Origin of the sequence: Bacillus sp. AR13-1 (assembly GCF_008042285.1) — a bacterium.
In the GTDB taxonomy this organism is placed as follows: domain Bacteria; phylum Bacillota; class Bacilli; order Bacillales; family Bacillaceae_G; genus Bacillus_A; species Bacillus_A mycoides.
This window is the reverse complement of record NZ_QNUA01000062.1, coordinates 1-23,601: the sequence shown is the minus strand read 5'-3', so window position 1 is coordinate 23,601 and position 23,601 is coordinate 1. Positions and strand designations below refer to the sequence as shown.

General features: G+C 35.4%; 15 protein-coding genes and 5 pseudogenes. 2 read left to right on the top strand and 18 right to left on the bottom strand.

Features of this window, described 5'->3' with window-relative positions:
* Positions 1-11: 11 nt before the first annotated feature.
* Positions 12-2,048 carry an alpha-helical endospore appendage domain-containing protein gene (locus tag DN408_RS30530; RefSeq protein WP_078178615.1) on the bottom strand — a complete coding sequence of 679 codons (2,037 nt, stop codon included), beginning with the start codon at positions 2,046-2,048 and terminating at the stop codon, positions 12-14.
* A 675-nt stretch (positions 2,049-2,723) separates the two neighbouring features.
* On the opposite strand from DN408_RS30530, the pseudogene DN408_RS30525 reads away from it, so the two are divergent.
* A pseudogene (locus DN408_RS30525) lies at positions 2,724-3,026 on the top strand (hypothetical protein); the annotation flags it as partial.
* A gap of 275 nt (positions 3,027-3,301) precedes the next feature.
* Here DN408_RS30525 and DN408_RS30520 read toward each other — a convergent pair.
* Complete coding sequence (locus DN408_RS30520; protein WP_078178614.1) at positions 3,302-4,492, bottom strand: serine hydrolase domain-containing protein; 1,191 nt, start codon at positions 4,490-4,492, stop codon at positions 3,302-3,304.
* Between the two features lie 293 nt (positions 4,493-4,785).
* On the opposite strand from DN408_RS30520, the gene DN408_RS30515 reads away from it, so the two are divergent.
* A complete protein-coding gene (locus DN408_RS30515; protein ID WP_033729461.1) occupies positions 4,786-6,579 on the top strand; it encodes a helix-turn-helix transcriptional regulator in 1,794 nt (597 codons plus the stop codon).
* A 557-nt stretch (positions 6,580-7,136) separates the two neighbouring features.
* Here the strand turns inward: DN408_RS30515 and DN408_RS30510 are convergent.
* The 16 genes and pseudogenes from DN408_RS30510 to DN408_RS30435 all read right to left on the bottom strand — a co-directional run.
* A pseudogene (locus DN408_RS30510) lies at positions 7,137-8,568 on the bottom strand (IS4 family transposase).
* A gap of 72 nt (positions 8,569-8,640) precedes the next feature.
* Positions 8,641-9,027 carry a hypothetical protein gene (locus DN408_RS30505; protein WP_016120510.1) on the bottom strand — a complete coding sequence of 129 codons (387 nt, stop codon included), beginning with the start codon at positions 9,025-9,027 and terminating at the stop codon, positions 8,641-8,643.
* A 17-nt stretch (positions 9,028-9,044) separates the two neighbouring features.
* On the bottom strand, positions 9,045-9,239 hold the full coding sequence (locus DN408_RS30500; RefSeq protein WP_002204176.1) for a helix-turn-helix transcriptional regulator: 195 nt from the start codon (positions 9,237-9,239) through the stop codon (positions 9,045-9,047).
* Between the two features lie 329 nt (positions 9,240-9,568).
* Entirely contained in the window at positions 9,569-9,799 is a 231-nt protein-coding gene (locus DN408_RS30495) for a DUF2187 family protein (RefSeq protein ID WP_087944776.1), read from the bottom strand.
* Between the two features lie 609 nt (positions 9,800-10,408).
* Entirely contained in the window at positions 10,409-11,854 is a 1,446-nt protein-coding gene (gene bglA / locus DN408_RS30490) for a 6-phospho-beta-glucosidase BglA (RefSeq protein ID WP_016126986.1), read from the bottom strand.
* 13 nt (positions 11,855-11,867) lie between these two features.
* Positions 11,868-13,747 (bottom strand): annotated as a pseudogene (locus DN408_RS30485) (beta-glucoside-specific PTS transporter subunit IIABC).
* 239 nt (positions 13,748-13,986) lie between these two features.
* Positions 13,987-14,283: pseudogene (locus DN408_RS32280) on the bottom strand (NUDIX domain-containing protein); the annotation flags it as partial.
* 150 nt (positions 14,284-14,433) lie between these two features.
* Complete coding sequence (locus DN408_RS30475) at positions 14,434-16,263, bottom strand: FtsX-like permease family protein (RefSeq protein WP_147740510.1); 1,830 nt, start codon at positions 16,261-16,263, stop codon at positions 14,434-14,436.
* 16 nt (positions 16,264-16,279) lie between these two features.
* Positions 16,280-17,041: an ABC transporter ATP-binding protein gene (locus DN408_RS30470; RefSeq protein WP_003193219.1), complete on the bottom strand. Its 762-nt coding sequence runs from the start codon at positions 17,039-17,041 to the stop codon at positions 16,280-16,282.
* A 256-nt stretch (positions 17,042-17,297) separates the two neighbouring features.
* Positions 17,298-18,377 carry a HAMP domain-containing sensor histidine kinase gene (locus DN408_RS30465; RefSeq protein WP_050001526.1) on the bottom strand — a complete coding sequence of 360 codons (1,080 nt, stop codon included), beginning with the start codon at positions 18,375-18,377 and terminating at the stop codon, positions 17,298-17,300.
* Entirely contained in the window at positions 18,374-19,060 is a 687-nt protein-coding gene (locus DN408_RS30460; RefSeq protein WP_016126979.1) for a response regulator transcription factor, read from the bottom strand. The genes DN408_RS30465 and DN408_RS30460 overlap by 4 nt, the downstream gene beginning before the upstream one ends.
* A complete protein-coding gene (locus DN408_RS30455) occupies positions 19,050-19,637 on the bottom strand; it encodes a class I SAM-dependent methyltransferase (RefSeq protein WP_078179150.1) in 588 nt (195 codons plus the stop codon). Before DN408_RS30455 ends, DN408_RS30460 begins: the two co-directional genes overlap by 11 nt.
* 160 nt (positions 19,638-19,797) lie before the next feature.
* On the bottom strand, positions 19,798-20,949 hold the full coding sequence (locus DN408_RS30450; protein ID WP_003193210.1) for an ABC transporter permease: 1,152 nt from the start codon (positions 20,947-20,949) through the stop codon (positions 19,798-19,800).
* A gap of 26 nt (positions 20,950-20,975) precedes the next feature.
* A complete protein-coding gene (locus DN408_RS30445) occupies positions 20,976-21,650 on the bottom strand; it encodes an ABC transporter ATP-binding protein (RefSeq protein WP_016126976.1) in 675 nt (224 codons plus the stop codon).
* A complete protein-coding gene (locus DN408_RS30440; protein ID WP_016126975.1) occupies positions 21,647-22,750 on the bottom strand; it encodes an efflux RND transporter periplasmic adaptor subunit in 1,104 nt (367 codons plus the stop codon). The genes DN408_RS30445 and DN408_RS30440 overlap by 4 nt, the downstream gene beginning before the upstream one ends.
* A 207-nt stretch (positions 22,751-22,957) precedes the next feature.
* A pseudogene (locus DN408_RS30435) lies at positions 22,958-23,601 on the bottom strand (sensor histidine kinase); the annotation flags it as partial.

Sequence of the window (23,601 nt, the reverse complement as noted above, 5' to 3'; positions counted from 1 at the left end):
TCATTAATCTACTAACAACAAATCTGCTTAGCAATTTCTAATTTATCTTTTAATAATTTCTCCAACTGTGTAGCTTTTTGGACTACTTTTTCGACACTCTGATTAATCCTAGCAAGTTCTTGGGCAGAGATTCTTCCTTCTTCAAATGCCTTTACCGCTTCTTGTACCTTTACACTTTCTGCTTGAAGGATTTTCATCAAACCGAGCTCTTGTTGTGCTACTGATTCAAAAATCTGATTTTGTGCTTTTTGACAATCGGTCTCCAACCACGCCGTAATTAGGTTACTTGTTACTATTTCCTCACGCACATTGCTACCTGGTTTCAGCTGAAATTGATAAATTGCCTCTGCTTGGTTATCTACTTTCACTGGCAACGGACTTTGTAACGCTACTTGAAATGTAATCACAGCTGTTTGGTCAGGAATTAATGTACCAAGAGGAATTCCTGTTGTTAAATCATCAAGCACCGGTGCACCATTTACTTTTAAACTCCCTGGAACGAGTACCGTTCCTGTAGGTATGACATCTTTAATAGAAAGTGCATTTACTGAAGTATCTCCATTATTGGTAATATCGAGCGTGTAGGTGATAATACCTCCCCTTTTATCGTAAACCGAACGATCTTCACTTTTCACGAGATCGACTTGTACATGCTTAATGATAGTATTTACTTCATTTGAGCTACTAGATCCTGATGTGAGAGGTAAACCCGCTGCACTTTGGAACTCGTAATCCAGCTCACCCGTATTAGTCACCTTTCCATCTGTAGGGACTGCAATCACTTTCACTTTAAATATGATCTCGACTGGTCCTTCTATGCTTACAGATCCGATATTGACTCCTTTAGCTGGATTTTCTCCGGGTTTGGCTTGCCCATCGATAGTTAAGCTGTTCTGCACAAATTCTAACTCATCTGGAAGAATATCTTTAAAAATGGAATTCTGTGCTTCTACTAGTCCACTATTTTCTACTAAAATTGTGTAAGTTAACTCGTCTCCGACTATTGCTATATCTTTATCCACTTGTTTGTCTATCTTAAGTTCCGGACTATTCACATCAATTTGAATCCCTAATCCAGAAAGGATGAATCCATCCATATCTGTTTTGAACCGAGCAATCGCTTCAGTTTGTGAGATTTCCATGGCGTTTGAAATATCCACATTCGTAATATCCCAGCCATAGCGCTGTGTAGACTGTTTTTGCCCTGGGGTTACATTACTATTTCCCGCTGTCCCACTAGTATCTAAATTTCCACCATCATCATTAATCTGTGAAGCGAAAAAGTTATCCACTAAGTTATTCGGTCCAGAAATGGCTTGTAATTGGCCTGGGGATGGACCAAATAAAAATTGGTCCTTAGAAATGAAACTATCGCCTTCGATAGCATTCAATAAAGCTCTTGCCTGAAACGGTTTGGATTCAGGTGTCCCAAAACCTTTAATTTTTTGATCCACTACATTCCCTCTTTCAACAGATGCCACACCAACATATAAGTTCATATTTCGTGAAGGTAAAGAAGGATTTTTATATATAACAGCAAGCGTCCATCCTGCTGCATTACTTTTACTTGGCCGTTGGATTGTGGCTGGTACCCCACTTACAGTATAAGAACCTGCCCCACTCGCCTTTATTAGTTTAGTAACATCAGCTGTACGAATATAAAATGTGTGATTTTCATGCACTACTACTTGGGCCGTTGTAGCATCAGGAGATATTGTTTGTATTGAACCTTGTGGGTTAGTTAAGGAAATGGGAACGTTAATATCTCCTGTAACATCCACTGCATTAAATTTTGAGGTACCTCCCCAAATCAACTCTGCATACAGCACTTCACTAGCTACAGGAAATTTCAGAAATGCTTGAGAAGCATTCAATTTCCAATTCAATGTACTACCTATTGGATAACTTGGGACTTGTTGGGTAAGATCCAACGTAATGAATGCTCCAATGTCATTATAGCTAGGATTATTCGAACCAAATCCTAGCGTATTACCTGTAAACGTCATCGCACCATTTGTAGTCGTTGTATAACGCTGAACTATTGACATTCTCTTCGTCCTTTCTATAACAACTAGAATAATAACTATTATTTTATTTTTTAATAAAACTTAAGGGGGGATTTTAATTCATATATTTGCCTCCTATGTAAATATTTGATAACACAAATTATATTTCACTCACTGAAAAACTATATCTATAATTAAATGTTCTTTCTATTTATCATTATTTATCTGATTTTTCAGGTAAATGTATTTCAAATCCAGTTCTGCTGTGAAAATCATTTAATAGGAATACCACCACATCTCTATTAGGCTAATAATAAAAAAATGATATCATTCAAATTTTTCAGTTAACAATTATAAAGATTTTGATATTTGGACAGATTGTAACTCCTAGCATTTATCGTTTGAAGGTTGAAACAAAACATACTGATGATAAAATAGGAATATTTTACACTGATCCAATCGAATTGAAGAATAGGGATTGGTGGAACAATACAGACAAAAAAGCAACTAATTGAAATTGGTCGCTTTTTTGTCTTCTATTTACTTGGCCTCTTATAGGGAACAGCCGAGATACGTGTAAAAATAGGTCATAGACTTACTTTTATGGTTCTGGTGCAAAAACTATATGACTTATGTAACTAATCTCTGAAACTTGGACATACTGATACTAGTACTCTAAAAAAGGACGTGATTAGTATGGAAAAGCAAAACCTATTCAAGTGGAAACAGATTATTCAGTATTTTCTTTAGGGGATTGAACAGGCATGCACGATTGCCCAAACTGTTCAATTGAACAAAACATTGGAGGAATGGCCTGGTGAAACCCCGGGCGGTGTGCTACGCAATATTGCATCTCACAACTCCTACCATTTAGGAGAAATTGTGCTGATTCGCAGATTATTTAGCGCTTGGCCACCGCCAGCATTTCGGAAAAAAACCATGCTAAGAGCATGCAAGGTTTTATACAGTTTTTCGGCTAATCCAGTAACAAACAAGAACCCTAAAACCGCGCCAGGATAGGAATGTATAAAAAAATGCATAGATCCGTAGAACAAAAAAAGGAGGTTCCCTTGTGAAAGTAGGGATCCACCTTTTTCTTTCTACCCATAATAGGACTTTATGTTAACTTCTATGAATACAATATACATCCATCTCATAAGAAAAACCGCTAGGAAAACATCTTGACGGTCCTTTTGTGTATAAATCCCATGAGGAGTGATAGATATGATCCGGCACTCGTAACCATGTATAGATCGGTATGTTTTCGTTTTCCAAGCAGGTCAAACATATATAATTCACTGTCTGTTTAGACTTGCGTAATGGCTAAATTCCTTATTGATTATTTTATCGTGAGCTGGCGCTACTTGTGGACCTACCGAGTTGATGCACGTTACCAGAATATGCTTCCCGTCTAGAGATCCGACGGCTCTCGATTCATATCCGAAAGTACCTCCGGCATGCCCCCAGTAAGATTGCCCGTCCGCTGTTTTAAATTCATAAATCCCTAGTCCGACTTTACCAAAAGGTCCATCTACTGTTGTGTGCATCTGGTCCATCATCTCTTGAGTCAGAAGCTTCCCGCCCAACAACGCACTGAAGAAGGTAGTCAAATCATTAACTGTTGAGACTATATCTCCCGCCGCATTTGCCCATGATTGATTCATTTCTGTTAAATCATACAAATGACCCGATCTATCCATATTATATCCTGTGGCATGCTTACCCGGAATTTCGTGACTATTTCCCATCACAAATGTCCCTTTCATTCCAAGCGGTATGATAAACCGTTTCCTGATCTGCTCCGCATACGTTTCTCCTGTTACCTTTTGAATAATTTGACCGGCTAGTACAGTATTCATATTGGAATAATTCCAGCCCTTCCCTGGTGCAAATACAGGTGGCTTTGAAAGTCCAAGGTCGATAAGCTCATCGACGGAATAGTAACGGTATGGATTTTGAGGCAAAGTAATATCTCGGAAATCCAAATCTGTATAGCTAGCAAGCCCACTTGTATGATTCAATAACTGACGGATCGTAATTTTGTTGCCATCATACCCTTCACCTTTTATGACACCTGGCAGCCATTTTTCAATCGAATCATCCAGATTCAATTTTTTCTCGTCAGCCAACTGTAATACAACGGACGCTGTGAAAGTCTTTGAAATACTTCCAATCCGGAATGAAAAATTGGACTCCACCGTGTGTGGTACTTCATAACTGGCTGTACCTGTAGCGTAAGACCAGCGTTTCCCGTTCTGTAACCCGCCAGCTATGACACTTGGGACTCCTTTGATGGTTACCACCTCATCAATGACGCGTTTGACTTCATCCCGATGCTTGCTTTTCTTTTCCTTCTCTGTCTCCACTTGTACCGCGCCTTCAATCTGTACCGGGTTTACAGACCCATAAGCAGAAAATACCAGTGTACTCGCCGATATAGCTGTTAATGCAAGTACAGCTCCTTTTTGAATCTTGAGTAATTTCATAACGTATCGCTCCTATTATTTTGGAATGTTGTGTTGCTTTACATCCTCACCTTATCCCCAAAATTGTTAAATCGGATAGTGATGAAACCGCCAAACTTTTGTTGACACTCGGAATTGGACTTGTCACATATACCATATGACAAACTGTCAAATATCTCATGTGACGTGCTTGTTACAGTAAATTCTAACTGTTTACCCTCTTTTTCGCTTGACGGATCAGAAGTTTATGGTGCATGATAGGTTTGATTTATTCAGAATTTATTTTAAAAAATACAAGTAGGTGTGCATAATCCGTGTTCTCTATAATAAAAAAACGGTTCTGGTATGATTGGATATTTGTGGCCATACGAACGCTTTGGATGGTCATTATCATAAGCGCTAGTTTTATCAAACCGTCATTAATCGATGCTTCTTTTTGGGTCTTATTTTCTTTTGCTTTCGTCGTTTATCTCGTTCCATTAATCGCCTGGTGTAGAAATGCAGATTGGTATCTTGCAGTCGACGTCATGGCAGCGGGGGGTTTTCATCTTTATTTAGCCTATACAGCACCGGAGTTACTTTGGTCTTTCGTTTTACTTGTGATGAATATCGGCTTGGCCAGCAATCGAAGAACCTATGTATGGACAGGTATCCTCTGTGGAATCATATTGCCGGCATTGAACGGTTGGATCGCTGGTCGTCTCCCGTATGAATTTATCGTTAGCAACGGTTTTGGATTCGCCATCGGCTTCACGTTTAATATATTAATTCAGTCCCATAAGCAAGCCCTAATTATTCATGAGCAAAAGCTATTGCTGGAGCAGCATATTGAGCGGATTGAGGAACTTACGCTGATGGAGGAGCGCAGCCGGCTGTCACATGAGCTGCATGACACGATTGGCCATACGCTTACCTCACTCATCGTCGGCGTCGAATCGCTGCGATCGTCCGTACCGAATTCACAGATAGAGAGGATCGATTCGCTTGTCGGAATCGCCCAACACAGTCTGGTTGATATCCGAAAACATCTGCATCAGCTCTCTCATACTCCATTGAACCATTCGTTAAGTGAATCTCTACGGCAATTTACCGAAGATTTTATGAAGTCAACAGGTATAATGGTCAAATTCCGTGTGATCGGCAGCGAGACTCTCGTTATGCAAAAAATAAACTTTTGTCTATATCGTTGCCTTCAAGAGTCTCTGAACAACGCGGTTCGGCACGGTTCGGCGAGCTTGATATCCGTTCAGTTGTATTTCGAGAGTCAGCAGCTCAGGTTACAGATCGAAGATAACGGCATCGGAATGGAAGAAATCCAATTTGGATTTGAACTTAATGGGATGAAGGAACGACTTAAGCTATTTCACGGCACGGTGTCCGTGCATTCCGAGCCAGAACAAGGAACTTTCGTCATATGTAATATTCCGTTGCAGACAGAGCCTGCACATGATACAATCCGCCTGCTGCTCGTTAACGACCAGGTGATCATTACCGACAGTTTGAAGCAAATTTTGGATCAGCATACTGATTTTAACGTAGTTGGTACAGCCAGGGACGGTGGCGAAGCATTAGAACATTGTGAGCGGTCCCAACCGGATATCGTGCTAATGGATATTAGTATGCAGGGAATGAGCGGGATTGAAACTTTACTTGAGATGAAACAACGATGGCCTGATATGAAGGTTGTGTTCATGACAACGTTTGAGGATTCCTTGCAGGCAGCAACTGCATTGGAGCACGGGGCGGAGGGCTACATGCTGAAGTCGATTCATCCGCGAGAGATGAAGGAAGCCTTGAAACTAATTTATAACGGAGGAATCTGGATCGATCAATCGGTCGCTACGCGAATTTTCGAAGAGATGAAAAGTCAACGCGAGCAATTGGAGAAGATCGGTTCAAGTCAGGAAAACTTCCCGTACGGGCTTACGAAACGTGAAATGGAGATTCTGGAGCATCTGTCAGGTGGACTGCGTTATAAGTCGATCGCCGCCAAATTATTTTTATCGGAGGGAACGATCCGCAATTATTGCTCGACTCTCTACTCTAAGCTCAGCGTCAACAACCGCGAAGAAGCAATAAAAAGGGCCCGAAAGGAAAATATTGTGTAGATGGTACTCAAGATATAATCATTTTTCCGTATTCGGGGCACGGCAACGATTACTATTTTTTGGGCCACTCATTATTTTAAGTAACAGAATTAGAGTTCCGTTAACTTTTGGAATGAATTTAACAAAATTTGTTTACAGAACACCTGTAAATATTGCTGGAAAATAAGTGGACGGAATACATTTAAAGAAAATCTTCTTGAAAACTTCAAATTTAATTACCTTAAAGTCATTGTTTTATCATACCTTTCAAAGTTTTTTACAAGTGGTCCGAAAAAGAACGAATCGTTGTTATCCCCCATGCCCATCAACCCCCCAAAAAAACAAATACTCTAAAACGAGAAAATTGGCATCTTTAGGTGAAAATGTACAATTTTTTTGTTTTTGGGGCGTTATAAAATTCTTAAGTTGATGGGCATGTGGTGCTACCCCATCGCTATCAAGGTAAGCTTATGCAAAGTCAATTTTAGGCGAGATTGTTTCTTTTTTCTAAAGGGCAAGTGTAGTTGATTGAAAGATTTGCATACGAAATAAACCCTAACGAGTTTCACTTTTTTGAATTAAGCGGCTTGATTATCTGACATGGTACAATTGTAAATGACACCTAGTATATCAAAGACCGTTTTTTTCTCATATCGATGAGATTTCCGCCCGTTTTGCTGTAGGAGTTTGAACAAGCGAAGTAACACCTTTGATAGCTCTTGGGCGTTTTTTTGTATAGTTTGGAATAAAAGAAGAAAATAGTCTTTAATCATATATATGGCTTTATACTCACTAAGCTCTCTTTTTTTCTTCATGAGGAGCAATTGGCGCATTTGAAACATGATAGAAAAACAGAGTAGAATGGCAATCAATTGAACATATAAATGGCACTCCAATCGTTCTGGTTTTATCTTTTTACAATGATGAATTTGAAAGAATGACTTCCACGTTTTAAATAAAATTTCGATTTGCCAACGCAAAGAATACCAGTCATGTACCTGTCCCATTGGGACAATATCTGTAGGGGGTGTTTGTCATATATACATTGATGCCACTGAGTCGTTTACTACGTGGAGAATACTTCATTCCTTTCTTTTTTTCTCTTACAGCTTGATCTTGTAATCGTTTTTGTTGTTGTTCTTTTGTTAACCGATGAACAATTACACGAGTTGGTACTTTATCAGTCATTCCTACATAAGCGTCGGATATTTCACATGTTTGTCCTGGTTGAAGAGAGTTCATTAAGACCTCCAGATCTATCTGTATATACTCTGTACCTTTCTTGATCCTTCCATCTTGAAAATAATCAGGGGTGGGATTTTTTTAATAAATACGTGTATTTGATTTAATACGAGAGATATAGTAAGCCTTTTTATCTTGTATATGTTGAAGATCTTTCAAGTGAAAATAACCTAAATCTCGAATACATAAATCATTCGCTTTCACAGTCGGGACACACAGAGAACCATAGGTTCGATCATGTTGTTTACCTGGACCTGTATGGATATGTAGGAACTGTCCACTTAATAGATCATATTCAAGCTGAATCTTCAACCCTGCTGTATGACTGCATCCTCCTGCACCTGGATAAACAGATGAAAATACATCGGGAATTTGAAACGCAGTTGAATCTAGGTTACGAATACGCTTGAACATAGAAGTGTATGGAGAAGAGGGCAGCTTAGTTGAAAATAACTTTTGGTTGAGAAGTTCGGCTAACACTTGTTGTAGAAATTGCACAGCTGTGGCATTAAATCGTTGATTCAGTCCTTCAGGACTGATGAGCACTTCCGTTGACGCTTCTAAACAGCTACATAACTGAGTTAAAGAGGTTTTAGCAACATTTTGACTAATCCATACACATAAAGCTACTAAATCTTGTGCTTGATACTTACTGGTTCGTTGTACAAAACCAACATCTCTAGCAAGATTTCGTAAGAAATTTGGAGATAAGAAATTTTGAATTTCTTGAGCAAATAGTTGTAATTCATCTGATACAGAAATAGACATACAAAAACGCCATCCTCTCGTTTTGAACTTATACCGAAAGAATAGCGTTTTTCCCCACTTTTAAATAGTCTATTAAGAGTTGTTTCTTGAAACGAATATATGACTTATTTGGTAAACGATAGGATATAAGAAAACCAGAAAAATTAACGGTTTATTATGCATATGGCTAAAATTCCATGTTCCTTCTGATAAAAATAAAGTACCTAAAGTTAATACATACATTACAAAACAACAAATTGATAAGCTTTTCTGTCTGATATGTAAAAACATTTCATCAATAAAATTTTCGCCCTCTTTTTTACCTTTCAAAATTCTCTTCATAAATAATGATTGCAAAATGATTGTTGCTACAAATAACGAGGTTATAGAAATCTGTTGTTTCTCATACCATTCAAAAGCAAGTAACCCCATAATCACAATGTATAAACAAGTAAATAAGATATTAATTCCATTTTTCATTTGCCTCTACTCCATATCTAGATTTTATAAATAAATAATTGATCAACCGTTACACCAAGGGATTTAGCTAAATTAAAAGCAAGTTCCAATGTAGGATCATATTTGTTATTCTCAATCGCATTAATCGTTTGTCTTGAAACATGACATAATTTAGCTAAATCGTCTTGGGAAAGCTTTTTCTCTTTACGTAAAATACGAATTATGTTCTCCATTTTTATGAACATCACCCCTGATTTTGTCAAAAACTTTTTACATTCTTAGTTTATATAATTCTGTTATAAATGTCAAAAGTTTTTTACATTTATAAAAATAAACGATACTCCTCCTACATCTTAGATAGAAAGAATACCGTTTTTTCGTTTTGGAGGTACTTTAAAATATTAGCTTGATAGCGATGTGGTGCTACCCCTAAAAGTAAATTATATAACAGATATAAGATATACATAAGAAATAGAGTCCCTTATTATTAGGACTCTATTTTTATGATTGCTCATGTATTCTTTCATGAGATTCACACTTCCATTAGCAATTGTTTAAGTTTTTAGGAAGCCTGTTTTTTATAAGAACGAATTTTTTTATAGCGACCATGTTTTACAACATGACGAACGTCTAATTCTTTATAACCCTTATTTTGGATAGTTTCTGAAACATCTACGATAATTGTGTTAGTTAAAATATTTACTACATAACCATTTAATTTTAAAGAAGGATTCTTACGATTTGAAAATTGTACATAGTCACCAATTTTTATTGTTGGAACTGAAATCCTAATTCATCAATTTTACGATTTATACCAGTAGTTTTCATTTTTATTCTTCCTTAAATAATCCAATCAATGCTTTTTTGCTGTGGTTTAAAATTCAACTTAACAGTGGATTATACATTACGGAAAAGATAATTACCTTAAAATCACAATCTCGGCGACTATCAATATACAACCCCCTTTTTTATATAAATCCCAAATAAAACAAAACCACTCACGAGGCACAGCGAGTGGTTTTGCTCTTTACGTAAAGAAATTAATTATATCTCGCAACTTATACATCAATGAAAAGCAATGATAGCTTAACAAACTTCAAAATTGAATTTACTAGTGTTTTTTCACGAGAACGGGAAATCTTATAATTAAGTTCTTATATTTTCCAATAACTATTTCCCCTCATCTCTTCGGTCTCGAATCTTTTGTAAATAATCAAATATACAACTACATATCATTATAAACAACACTGCTCAAATAATCCAAACCCATAATTTCTTTAATCAGATAGAAAGCTAGGGGAAGTATATTTAAATTTTATGCAATTGTAAGTAATTGCAGTAATTCATTGTACGTTGAAAAAGCAACGCTTACAAAAGAACCTTTAATAGTCTAAAATAATTTTTATCGAACATTAATTTCACCATTCGTTTGAATTACATATTTATACCAATGAAACGAATCTTTTTTGTATCGTTTCATGGATCCATTACCTTCATTATCACGATCCACATAAATCATCCCATAGCGTTTTTTCATTTCGCCTGTAGTAAATGAGACAATATCTATAATTCCCCAAGGTGTATAACCAATTAAATCGACACCATCGTAGGTTACTGCTTTTTCTAATGCTTCAATATGTGATTTTAAATATTCTATTCTCTTCTGGTCATGGATTGCCCCATCTTTTTCTAGAATATCCGCATCTCCAAATCCATTCTCTACGATAAATAATGGAATTTGATATCTGTCATACAATCGATTTAATGTATATCTTAATCCAGTTGGATCAATTGCCCATCCCCAATCAGTAGATTTAATATATGGATTTTCCACACTTTTAGCTAAACCACCGTTTACAATATCTTTTGCACTACTAATTTCCACATCATTTTTTACTGTCGTGGACATATAATAACTAAATCCTAGGTAATCTACTGTACCATTTTTTAATGTCTCTTCATCACCTTCTTCGAAATTAATAACGTACCCTTCCCTTTCAAATTCTTTCAACGCATATTTAGGATAGTAACCACGAATTTGAACATCAGGGAAGAAGTATTTTAGTCTTAGTGATTCTTCGGCTAGCATAACATCTTCCGGGTTTGATGAATAAGGGTAAATAGGTATATACGAAATCATTGCCCCAATTTGGAAATCAGAATTAATTTCTTTTCCTTTTGCTACAGCTAATGCACTTGCAATTAATTCATGATGTCCTACTTGATACATTACTTCTTTAGCATTTTCTCCTTCTTTTACAACCACTCCTGAGTTTGTCCATAAAAATAGAGGGTTATTTACATCCATTTGGTTATTGATTTCATTAAAAGTCATCCAGTATTTCACTTTATTTTTATATCGTTTAAAACAAACTTCAGCAAATTTTACAAAGAAGTCTATTACTTTTCGGTTTCTAAATCCACCATATTCTTTGGCTAGATGCAATGGCATTTCAAAATGAGATAATGTGATGATAGGCTCAATACCATATTTAAGTAATTCATCAAATACATTATCATAGAATTGTAGTCCTTCTTCGTTAGGCTCTGTTTCATCACCATTTGGAAAGATTCTGCTCCATCCGATAGAAGTTCTTAAACACTTTAATCCCATTTCACCAAATAAAGCGATATCTTCTTTATATCTATGATAAAAATCAATTGCTTCATGGTTAGGATAAAACGTATTAGGTTCAACTGTATCTGTTATTTGTCTTGGCACTCCATGTTCACCTGCAGTTAGTACATCAACTACACTAGGTCCTTTATTCCCTTGATTCCATCCACCTTCGAATTGGTGGGCAGCTAAAGCACCACCCCATAAGAATTTCTTTGGCATTGTTTTCATTGTTTATTCCTCCTTATTTTACTACTGTAAATAATTTCTGATATAGTTTGGTTTCAGAAATATCTTCTACAATAATTTCTTTATAAGTATTCAAATTTGTTATGATAATAGGTGTAATTGTTTTTAACCCATGTGTTTGAATTAATTCTTTATCAAATTCAATTAATAAATCCCCTTTTTTGATTTTTCTACCATCTTCTACATGTATAGTGAAAGGCTTTCCAGCTAATTTAACTGTATCTAAACCAATATGTACAAGCAATTCAATATCAGATTCTGAGCGTAACCCAATCGCATGTTTGGTAGGTGCAATCATGACAACTGCTCCATCAAATGGGGCATATAATTTATGATCTGACGGATCTACAGCTAAACCTGTCCCCATAGCACCTGAGCTAAATACTTCATCAGGTACTTTTGAAAGTGTGATAACATTACCACTAAATGGAGCACCGATTGTTTCTTCATTATTCTGTTGGATATTTGTCTCGCGTTCTTGTTTTGCTGTTAAGTTTTCACCTTCTATTTTTTCTGCTGTATCTTCACCGAATCCAAATATTTGAACTAAAATGATAGGTAAAATAATCGCAACCCCAGAACCTAATAAAATTCCCCAGATAGACATTGGGTAGTCAGCATTTATACCATTTACAATCGTTAATGGACCTGGTAACCCCGCATAGGCAAAGTAGTATGGATTAAAAAAGCTAGCTGTAATTGCACCTATAGTGCCTGAAATACATCCGAATATAAATGGCTTTTTAAATCTTAAATTCACGCCATAAATAGATGGTTCTGTAATACCAAAAAGTCCAGTAATACCCGCTGAAACTCCAACTTTGCGCACTTCTTGACTTTTCCCTTTTAAAACAACACCCAGTACGGCACCAACTTGTGCAACCACTGCAATTGTTTGATAGGCTTGGAATGAATCTCTACCATACAAATCAAAATTTGCTAACACCATAGGAGTAGTCCCCCAATGAATACCGAAAATAACTATTACTTGCCAGAACCCTCCTATAATAGCTCCAGCTAATGCGGGTACATTTTCCGCTAAGAAATTATAACCATTTGCAATTCCTGTTGCTCCCATTGTTGTAAGAGGTCCAATCAGCAACAATGTAAGCGGAACCATTATTACCATACATAAAAGCGGTACAAATAACGGCCTAATTACCTCATTGATTCGCTTATTTAAAAATCTTTCAAGATAGGACAAAGTCCACACTAAAAATAGTGGTGGTAACACTGAAGATGTATACACTGTTTCAGTTAAGGAAATACCTAAAAAAGTAATACAATTTGCGCCGCCATTTCTGTCCATAAGGGACTTACTAATGCAGCACAACACGCCACTGCTATGTACATGTTTGTTTTAAAGTGCTTTGATGCTGTAATTGCGATAAAAATCGGTAAAAAAGTAAATGGCGCCCAAGAAATAAAGTTTAGAACTTGATAAGTTCCAGTTTCTACAAAGTTATCAGAGAGTAATTTTATTAATATTAGTAAACCTTGTAAAATGCCAGCTGCGGCTAAAATATAAACAAATGGGGCAAAAACCGCTGAAATGGTTACGATTATACGGTTTAACACTATTCTTTTTTCTGCTTTTGTTTCACTAGGAATATCGGTGTTTATTAAACCTGCAAATTCTTCATAGACTTCTCCTACATGTTGCCCAATAATAACTTGAAATTGCCCACCATTTTCTACAGCCGCAATAATCCCGGGTAAACTTGCAACTTTTTCTTTGGCTTTTGGATTAGATCTCTTAAGTACCAACCTAAGCCTTGTAGCACATCGTGTAGCATTAATAACATTCGTTTCTCCGCCGACAGCTTCTAAAATATCCTTTGCAAGTTTAGGATAATCTCTAATTTTTTTTGACAATCTAACTCCCTATCTTTTTTTATTTGTGGATTTTTGATACAAAAAGAATCCTTATCATAAGGGAGTACGGCAACAAAACGCGAATTTCGTATATTATCAAGACCTAAATTAATAAATGCTTAAAATTAAAAGGCCTACACATATTAGATATTACTAATATGTGTAGGCCAGCATTGTTTTGTCTATGTTCTCTTTATAGTAACTAGTCCCTCTTGATTTTTTTCGTGATCCCATTCCACTTAAATTTCGAATGTTACTTCTTCAAAGAACAAAGGGAATCTTCTACGAATGGATTTCTACATAGGAAGATTGTAAGCTTCATTGATATTCACCCAAACAGCTTTTCCTTCTGGTTAATCTTTTAGTAAATCCCCCTTAAAGTCTTTTGTAAAATAGTTAAATATCATATATCCGTCTTTGACGATCGGATTAACATATTCATAAAGTCCTTTATAAACAAGGTTGCTAACTTCAAGATCAGTTTCCTCTTTAACTTCTCTAATGGCACTATCAACAATACTTTCCGGAAATTCCAAAACTCATTACTAAAAACACAGTATCATACGGAACATTAAACACCGTTTATGGATTGTAGTGCTAGTCCATTTATTATTTCCAAACCCATTTAGAATGATCAATAAATGGGGCAGATTATGTTGATATTTCGTATAAATAATATCATTACATTAATTTTCTTTCGGAAGTACAATTCTTTTATACAATTGAACTGTAATAAAATAGTAAATCGAGTAAATCACTACGAAAATAATAATTGGTACCCAAATACGATTGTACGGATCAGGCAAAAGAACTCTGAACATGTTCATACCAACTAATACGTGAACAATACCCACAATTGCTGGGACTAAGAATACAAAGAATAACTCCTTATAAATTAATTGTGCTAATAACTCTCGGCGAACACCGATTTTACGAAGCATTTGATAACGTGTACTATCTTTGGATGCACCGGATAGAATTTTAAACATTAAGCAGCTTGCCATCATTGCTAAAAATGCAACTCCAACGAAAAAACCCATAAACATTAGTCCGCTGGCAAAATCATGACTCACAATATACGCTTGATACTTACTATCCAATTCTTCCGCTTTCACATTTTTATATTTTGATATCTGTAATTCATCAAGTTTTTTCCATTCTTTTATGTATGATCCAAAATCATCTGTTTTCCCCATAAACACAGTACTTTCTTTACCCTTCAACCCATCGTATATGTTTTGATCTACAATTTTCATTTCATAATCAGGATATAAATAATTTGGCTGGATCGTTCTGAAAGCCTGGATCCATTGTTTTGTGTCGGTCTCTCCTTTAACCCATTTTATTGAAAATGCACCAATGGGTAATCCCTCTGAAACTTTTTCTGTTTTCATACCTTGCAAGAAAGGGCGATTTTTTTCTAAATCTTCTTTAAGATAATAAACATACCTATCATCAACTTTGTAATGATATTCAAGTTTTTCTTGAAATAAGATACCACCCAAAATTTTCTTTTCTTCCGCTGTTGGATTATGAATGACTGAATCGTAAATTCGCATTTGATCTGTCATTTTTAGGATGTTGTTTTTAAATGCCATACCACAAGCAATTCCACCAGCACCAAGAGCTACTAAGATTGCTACTGTTGCAAGCACATTTGTTAGGCCATTAATGCGGAAATTTAATTGTGCAAAAGTAAAAGCATTGAGGCCTTTTTCACTACGTTTTTTATTACTCTTTAACTTGTTAATCATAACTGGGAGAAGTGATCCAAATAACATGTAAGTACCAACGGTTGCTGTGATTAATCCAACGGCCATTAATCCCAGACCAATTAGCGGGTTTGCATATTTCATATAGATTAGTGATGCATAACCAATACCCAATAAAATCACACCAAGGATTGCAACTACAACTGTCATTTTTCCTTTTATGGCGACACGTTCTGTTTGTGTATCTGCATGTACAAGTTGTAATACAGAAAAACGCGCTAGCTTAATACTACTTATACTTGCTGATAGTACAAATAATGCAAAGAAAAAGATGCAAGTAACCGTCATAGATGGCATGTAAAATGCTTGATAACCACTAATAGGAAGTCCTAATTGTTTCATTAGTAACTGACCGATACCTTCTGCGAGCCCTACACCAACTGTAATTCCAATCACAAGAGATGCGGCACCTAATATAATTGTTTCGATAAACATAAGTAAGGTAACTTTATTCTTTTTTGCTCCTAACATCATATACATACCAAATTCTTTTTGGCGAAGAGATGATAAGAAAGAGTTTGCATATAAAATATAAAAAAATGTGATAAACGCTAACAAAAAGGACCCAATTTTAAATACAGACACAATATCCCTAATAGAAGAGTTAGATTCAAGGAACGCCTTATTGAGTGCTAATGTTTGAAACATATAAAAAGTTGAAATAGAGACAATAAGACCAACAAGTAAGACAATGTAATCTTGCAACTTACTTTTTAGGCCTGACATGGAAAGCTTAAATAACATGATTGAACTTCCTTCCTTACGCTTTTTGTGTACCTAAGTTTGCAAGCACGTCTAAAATTTCTTTATAGAACTCTTCACGTGTACCACCGCAATAAATTTCTTTATATAGCTCACCATCTTGAATGAATAAAATACGCTGACAGTAACTTGCACTATATGGATCATGAGTAACCATCATAATAGATACCCCTTGCTCTTTATTTAAGTTTGTCATCGCATCCAGTAAACTCGTTGCATTTTTAGAATCAAGAGCTCCAGTTGGCTCGTCCCCTAAAATAATTGCTGGTTCATGAACTAACGCACGTGCTGCTGCTGAACGTTGCTTCTGTCCACCAGATACTTCAGATGGATACTTTTGAAGTATTGCTGAAATGCCTAACATATCAGCTACCTTTTCTACTTTTGATCCGATATTTCGTGATGAAACACCTTGAAGGGAAAGTGGAAGAGCGATGTTTTCGTAAATAGATAAATTCTCCAATAAGTTAAGGTCTTGGAAAATGAATCCTAACATTTGTGAACGGAAATCGGAAAGCTCACCTTGTTTCATTTTCGTAATATCTATTCCTGCAATTTCAACAACGCCGCCCGTTGCTTTATCTAACGTTGAAATTACATTTAATAATGTCGTTTTACCAGAACCAGAAGGTCCCATAATTCCGACAAACTCACCCTCTTGAATTGAGAATGAAACACCTTTTAACGCGTGTGAGTGATTCTCACCTTTTTTACCGTACACTTTTTGGACGTTTTTCACATCTACAACTGGTTTTGTCATATATATCCTCCTACGTTTGTTTTTTCATTTCTTTAAAATAAGCTGCTATTCTTATTTGCTTTTAATAAAATTTTCATGTTGCATCCACCTTAAAGCTAAAATGAAAACTTTCTTCTTTATCTACTTCACTCACCTCATCGCTTTCAATATATACATGATAAACTATGAAAATTAGAAAACACCCCGTAAAAACCTTAAGAATTCTTAAGATTTTATAAAAAAAAAGCTTATGGAACCTTTCATTCCATAAGCCATTCTATATGATCGGATGTTCAACAATAAAGGACATCCAGCCGTCTTTATACTCTGCATGTATATTACCATGATGAAGTTCAACAATTCTTTTTGAGATAGCAAGTCCTAGACCATTTCCCTGGTCATCTTTTCTTGCCTTATCTCCCCTGAAAAACCTTTCAAACAATTTATTTGGATCGCTAACAGGTGGCTTCTCGACTTTATTTGATACTTTTAAAATTGCTTTGTTACCTATTAGTTCAAGACTTATTGATAATTCGGATGGTTTCATGCTGTACTTTATCGCATTCATAAACAGGTTTTCATAAACACGTACCATTTTTTCTACATCCATGAAAATAGGTATTGTTTCTTCCGTTATTGATTTTTGAACGATTAAACCTTCCTTTTCAAATATAGGTATGTATTCTCCAACTATTTGCTCCAACAAACCTGATAAATCAACTTCATTAAGGTTTAACTTAGCATCGAGGTCTGATAAACGGGTATATTCAAACAGTTCATCAATTAGATATTTCAGTCTCTGTGATTTTAAATAAGTGGTTTCGAGGTATTCCTGTAATTGTGTTTTACTGTCGTATTGCCCTCTTTTTAATAAATCTACATATCCGATAATAGATGTCAACGGTGTGCGTAAGTCATGAGATACGTTGGTAATGAGTTCATTTTTTGTACGTTCTAATCGTCTTTCCTGTTCAAATGTATTCTCCAATTCCTTGGACATATAATTAATATTTTGAGCAAGTTGGGTCAATTCGTCCCTACTTTCTATTCTGATTGTTAAACCAAGTTTTCCATTAGCAATATGGTGAACGCTCTCGGTAATAAGTTTCAAATATAATAATTTTTTCCGCACCATTAACAAAAATACTGCAATAAAGATAAAGATTATGATTGAAAACAAAATTAGCGTATAAATATAACCTGTAACTAGAGTAACTTCGGGCAGATAATTTTTTACGGATAGATGATAAAGCAATTTACTGAAGAGAAATATCGCACCAAGTGAAACAAAAAAACTAATTGCTACCGCAATAAGAAGTTTTGCAACTAACTTATTTCTAAGTTTAAACATCCTCATATTTTATATCCTACTCCCCATACTGTTTTAATGTAGATGGGATGTTTGGAATCTTCTTCTATTTTATCTCTAATTCTTGTAATGTGTACCATTACATTATTATCCGATTTGTAAAAATTCTCCTTCCAAACAGCTTCATATATTTTTTCAATGCTTAAGACCATCCCTTTGTTACGAGCAAGAAGTTCAAGTATATCGAATTCTTTAGGAGTAAGCCTGGTTTCCTTTCCCCTTACCCATACTTGACGTGCATCTGTATTCAAGGTCAAATTACCAATTTCAATAATATTTTTATTCTTGTTCGTTTCAGTATTATATTTTGTATATCTTCTTAATTGAGATTTTACTCTAGCAATTAATTCTAATGGGTTAAACGGTTTTGACAAATAATCATCGGCACCAGAAGTAAGCCCCTGAATTTTATCCATATCTTCGGATTTTGCAGAAAGCATGATAATGGGAATAGTTCGTTCTTCCCTAATCTTCATACATGCTTTAATTCCATCCATGTTAGGCATCATAATATCCAAAATAATGAGATCAAACTCTTTTTCTTCCAACTGTTTTAAGGCCTCAATAGCATCTTCAACCTTTTGAGTTTGCAAACCTTCATTTTCCAAATAAATAGAAATAAGATTTCTGATTTCTTTATCATCATCAACAATAAGAATTTTAGCTTCCATATTTTTCTCCCTTATTTTTTGGTGTTGAACAGCTAAAAACAAAAGCAGGTGGTACGTTTCTAAGCTCCCATTTCTCATCTATTGTATCAAAAAACTGATTAAGGAACTTCTTTTTAAATTTTGTATATTGAAAAGTAATAAATACCCCATCTTTCTTTAAAATTTTTGTGGTAGTTAATAAAATTTCATCTGAAACATTTTGGGGCAAACTAGCAAAAGGAAGACCAGAAACAATATAGTCTGCATAAGGAATAGAGAAGTTTTTTAGATACTTGTCGATATTTTCCGCAGACCCCCATACAATGAATAAATTTTTCTCTTTTTTAAATTTTTCTTTCAACATTAAATAAAACTCTCTATTATTTTCCACTAGCATAAGAGTGGTATTCGAATTTCGTTTTTTAAGTAATTTCTCAGTGAATACACCCGTACCTGGCCCATATTCAATAATATATTTAGCGTTCTCAAAATTAATGTTTTCCATCATTTTTTCTGCGAGAAACTTTGAACTTGGAAGTACTGCACCAACGTTTCTTGGATTAGTTATACATTGAGATAAAAAAGACAAATGCTTCATATTTAGTCACTCCAATAGATTAACTTTACAACCATAGTTTAAAATCCAAACATGAAGAAACTGGAGTGAAAATCCTTAAGAATCCTTAAGATTTAAAAAAACTGTTAAAATTTCTCGGCTTCAACAGAAAAAATGCAGGAGTTTACACTCCTACGTTTTTTTACTCATATCGTAAACATTCAATTGGATCAAGTTTTGCAGCTTTGTTAGCTGGTAGTAAACCAAATGCAATACCGATTAGCATTGAAATGCCTACTGCAAGAAGTCCAAGTTCTGTTGAGACAACGAGAGGCCATCCGGCAAAGATTGAGACGATCCAAGCGAAGAAAATACCGAGCATGAATCCGATGAAACCACCTAGTCCAGTCAAAATACAAGATTCAATTAAGAATTGTGTTAATACTTTACCGCGTGTTGCACCAAGTGCTTTACGAATACCGATCTCACGTGTACGTTCTGTTACGGATACAAGCATAATATTCATTACACCGATACCACCAACAAGTAAGGAGATAGCAGCGATACCACCGAATACCATTTTCATCATACCGATTGATTCGTCTAATTGCTTCGTAAATTCACCCATATCTTGAGCTTTAAATTTATGCTCAAATTTAGGAGCTTTCATCTCGTTCAAAATAGAAACAGCTTGTTTTTCTACACTTTTACGTTCTGTTGGTGAAGTTAGTGTTAATTTTACAGAGTCATACTCAGTTACTCCTGAAATGACAGGAGCATTTTCAAGTGATGTATAACCTGCTGACATAGCCATTCCGGAATCATTTTTTGCTTCATAAACACCGACTACTTTATACGGTTTTCCTTTTATGTCTGTATATAGATTTGGTTCCCAACCATTAAATAATTTGTTGAAAGTTTCTTCATTTAAAATAACTGCAGAGATTGCTTGTTTTAGTTCACTATCGTTTAATTCCCGACCGTGAACTAATTTTATTTTCGCATCTGTCATAAAGGCGACTGTTCCACCTTTTAGATTAAGAGAGACATCTTTTGAACCAGAAGATGCTTTTACTTTCATACTCACATCTGGATCAACATCTTTAACGCCTGGCACAGTTTGAAGACGTTTGAGCATATCAGTTGTGATTTTGGCACTATCTGTTCCATAATCGGGGTTGTTATAGTAAATGGTTACTTCCGTATCTTTTCCTTGCCCTAATTCTTTTTTAAACTTTGCGTTTGTACCATCACCCATTGAAATGATGGTAATGATGGCGCTAATACTGATAATAATTCCTAGCATCGTTAAGATAGAACGCATTTTATGAGCAAAGATAGAGGAAAGGGCCATGCGTATAGTTTCACTCGTGTTCAAAATTAACCTCTCCAATCTTGGACGATATTTCCGTCACGAATTACAATTTGGCGGGCAGCCGCTTCACCGATTTCACGATCGTGGGTAATCATAATGATTGTTGAGCCTTGCTTGTTTAATTCATAAAAGAGGTCCATAATTTGTGTACTTGTTTTCGTATCAAGTGCACCTGTCGGTTCATCGGCTAAAATAAATTTCGGGTTATTTACGATTGCACGAGCAACCGCAACACGCTGTTTTTGTCCACCTGATAATTCATTTGGCAGGTGAGTAGCACGATCAGCTAAACTTACTTTTGTTAAAGCAGCTAATGAGCGCTCACGTCTTTCTTTTTTATCGACTCCAGCGTAAATAAGAGGTAATTCAATATTTTGTAGTGCTGTAAGTCTTGGTAGTAACATGAAGTTTTGGAATACGAATCCGATTTCTTTATTACGAACATGTGCAAGTTCTGTTTCAGACATGTTTGAAATATTTTGACCAGCTAGTTCGTACGTACCTGTCGTTGGTTTATCTAAGCAACCGATAATGTTCATTAATGTTGATTTACCAGAACCAGACGGTCCCATAATAGAAGTGAATTCTCCTTGGTTCAGAGTTACGTCAATTCCGTGTAATATTTGAACGGCTTCTGCACCATTTTGGAAGGATTTCGTGATGCCTTTTAAATTAATCATTCAACGACAACCTCCATACCATCTTTTAAATCTTTTTCAGGTTTAGAGATAATTTGTTCTCCTTTTTTCACTCCAGAAACTTTTGCTTCGCTATCTGTCTCGAATTCAACAGTAATCGCTTGTTCTTTCGCTTTACTGTCTTTTACAACGAAGACAACATTTTTGTCACCTTTTTTCACAATGCTGCTTTTCGGAACAATCGTACCAGTTGCTTCGCCAGATTTACTCGTTACGTATACATGGAAGCCGTTTTGTAATTCTTCACTATTATCTAATGTGACAGTGAATTGATAATTAGAAACAGTTTTATTTTCGTCCATACTCTTTAATGGTGTAGAACCGATTTCTGTTACTTTTCCTATCCAATTCTTACCAGTGACAGTTTTTGATGAGACAGTTACTTCTTGCCCAACTTTCATGCTAGCAAGTTCATGTTCAGAAAGTTGACCTTTTACTTTAAATGGACCAGCGTGACGAAGTGTAATGCCACTCATACCTGTTTTTTCATCAGCAGTTTTTACGATATCATCAATTACACCATCAGCAGGACTCGTTACAGAAAGTGTGTTTACTTTCTCTTTTGCTTCTTTAATCATTTCATCAGATTTTTCAACTTCAAATTTTTTCATTTCAAGTTGTGATTCTAATTGTTGCACTTCGATTTCCGATGCTTTTAATGCTTCCTGAGGAAGACCAGCATTTTTATCTTTTTGTAATTTTTGTTTCGCTGCATCAAGTTGTTTTTGATACAATGTTACTTCTTTTTGTGCGATTTTCTTTTGCATTTCTGCTTCCGTTACACCTTGTTTAGCAGTAGGGGCATTATATTTAAACAGAAGCTGACCTTTTTTCACTTCATCGCCTTTTTTAACAGCTGATTCATACGTACCTTTTGTTGGATCGAATGAAATTGTTTCAATTCCATTTGGAATAACTTCACCGCCAAATTTTTGTGCATTTTCAATTTGTTTTTCTATAACTTTATAACCGCTATATTCCATTGCTACTTCCGAACCGCCGCCAGCAAATGCAAAATATGATCCAGCAGCAATTCCAATTGCTACTACACTAGTAATTAACACTTTATTTTTCTTCTTCATCTATTTATCACCTTTTCAATGAGATTGTCACTATGTATCCACCTGAAAGCTACAAAGAAAATTTTCTTTTTTAATTTCTTCACTCTCCTCATCGCTTTCAATACATACATGATAAACTATGAAAATTAGGAAACACCCCGTAAAATTCTTAAGAATTCTTAAGTTTTATAAAAAAAGCTTATGGAACCTATAATTCCATAAGCCATTCTATTTAATTGGATGTTCAACAATAAAGGACATCCAGTCGTCTTTATATTCTGCATGTATATTACCATTATGAAGCTCAACGATTCTTTTTGAGATAGCAAGCCCCAGACCATTTCCCTGGTCATCTTTTCTTGCCTTGTCCCCCCTGAAAAACCTTTCAAACAATTTATTTGGATCGCTAACAGGCGGTTTCTCGACTGTATTTGACACTTTCAAAATTGCTTTGTTATCCATTAATTCAAGACATACGGATAATTCGGATGGTTTTATGCTGTACTTTATCGCATTCATAAAGAGATTTTCATATACACGTACCATTTTTTCTACATCTATGAAGATAGGTATTGTTTCTTGTGTGATTGATTTTTGAACGATTAAGCTTTCCAACTATTTGCTCCAACTATTTGCTCCAACAAACTTGATAAATCAACTTCATTAAGATTTAACTTAGCATCTATGCCTGATAAACGAGTATATTCAAACAACTCATCAATTAAATATTTCAGTCTCTGTGACTTTGAATACGTGGTTTCAAGGTATTCCTGTAATTGTGTTTTACTGTTGTATTGCCCTCTTTTTAATAAATCTATATAGCCAATAATAGATGTTAACGGTGTGCGTAAATCATGAGATACATTGGTTAT

Excerpts from the sequence above, each read along its gene's own strand:
- DN408_RS30465 (WP_050001526.1), bottom strand. The coding sequence starts at position 18,377 with ATGAGGATGTTTAAACTTAGAAATAAGTTAGTTGCAAAACTTCTTATT.
- bglA (WP_016126986.1), bottom strand. The coding sequence starts at position 11,854 with ATGAAAACAATGCCAAAGAAATTCTTATGGGGTGGTGCTTTAGCTGCC.
- DN408_RS30475 (WP_147740510.1), bottom strand. The coding sequence starts at position 16,263 with ATGTTATTTAAGCTTTCCATGTCAGGCCTAAAAAGTAAGTTGCAAGAT.
- DN408_RS30530 (WP_078178615.1), bottom strand. The coding sequence starts at position 2,048 with ATGTCAATAGTTCAGCGTTATACAACGACTACAAATGGTGCGATGACG.
- DN408_RS30500 (WP_002204176.1), bottom strand. The coding sequence starts at position 9,239 with ATGGAGAACATAATTCGTATTTTACGTAAAGAGAAAAAGCTTTCCCAA.
- DN408_RS30505 (WP_016120510.1), bottom strand. The coding sequence starts at position 9,027 with ATGAAAAATGGAATTAATATCTTATTTACTTGTTTATACATTGTGATT.
- DN408_RS30460 (WP_016126979.1), bottom strand. The coding sequence starts at position 19,060 with ATGGAAGCTAAAATTCTTATTGTTGATGATGATAAAGAAATCAGAAAT.
- DN408_RS30520 (WP_078178614.1), bottom strand. The coding sequence starts at position 4,492 with ATGAAATTACTCAAGATTCAAAAAGGAGCTGTACTTGCATTAACAGCT.
- DN408_RS30455 (WP_078179150.1), bottom strand. The coding sequence starts at position 19,637 with ATGAAGCATTTGTCTTTTTTATCTCAATGTATAACTAATCCAAGAAAC.
- DN408_RS30440 (WP_016126975.1), bottom strand. The coding sequence starts at position 22,750 with ATGAAGAAGAAAAATAAAGTGTTAATTACTAGTGTAGTAGCAATTGGA.
- DN408_RS30470 (WP_003193219.1), bottom strand. The coding sequence starts at position 17,041 with ATGACAAAACCAGTTGTAGATGTGAAAAACGTCCAAAAAGTGTACGGT.
- DN408_RS30450 (WP_003193210.1), bottom strand. The coding sequence starts at position 20,949 with ATGGCCCTTTCCTCTATCTTTGCTCATAAAATGCGTTCTATCTTAACG.
- DN408_RS30445 (WP_016126976.1), bottom strand. The coding sequence starts at position 21,650 with ATGATTAATTTAAAAGGCATCACGAAATCCTTCCAAAATGGTGCAGAA.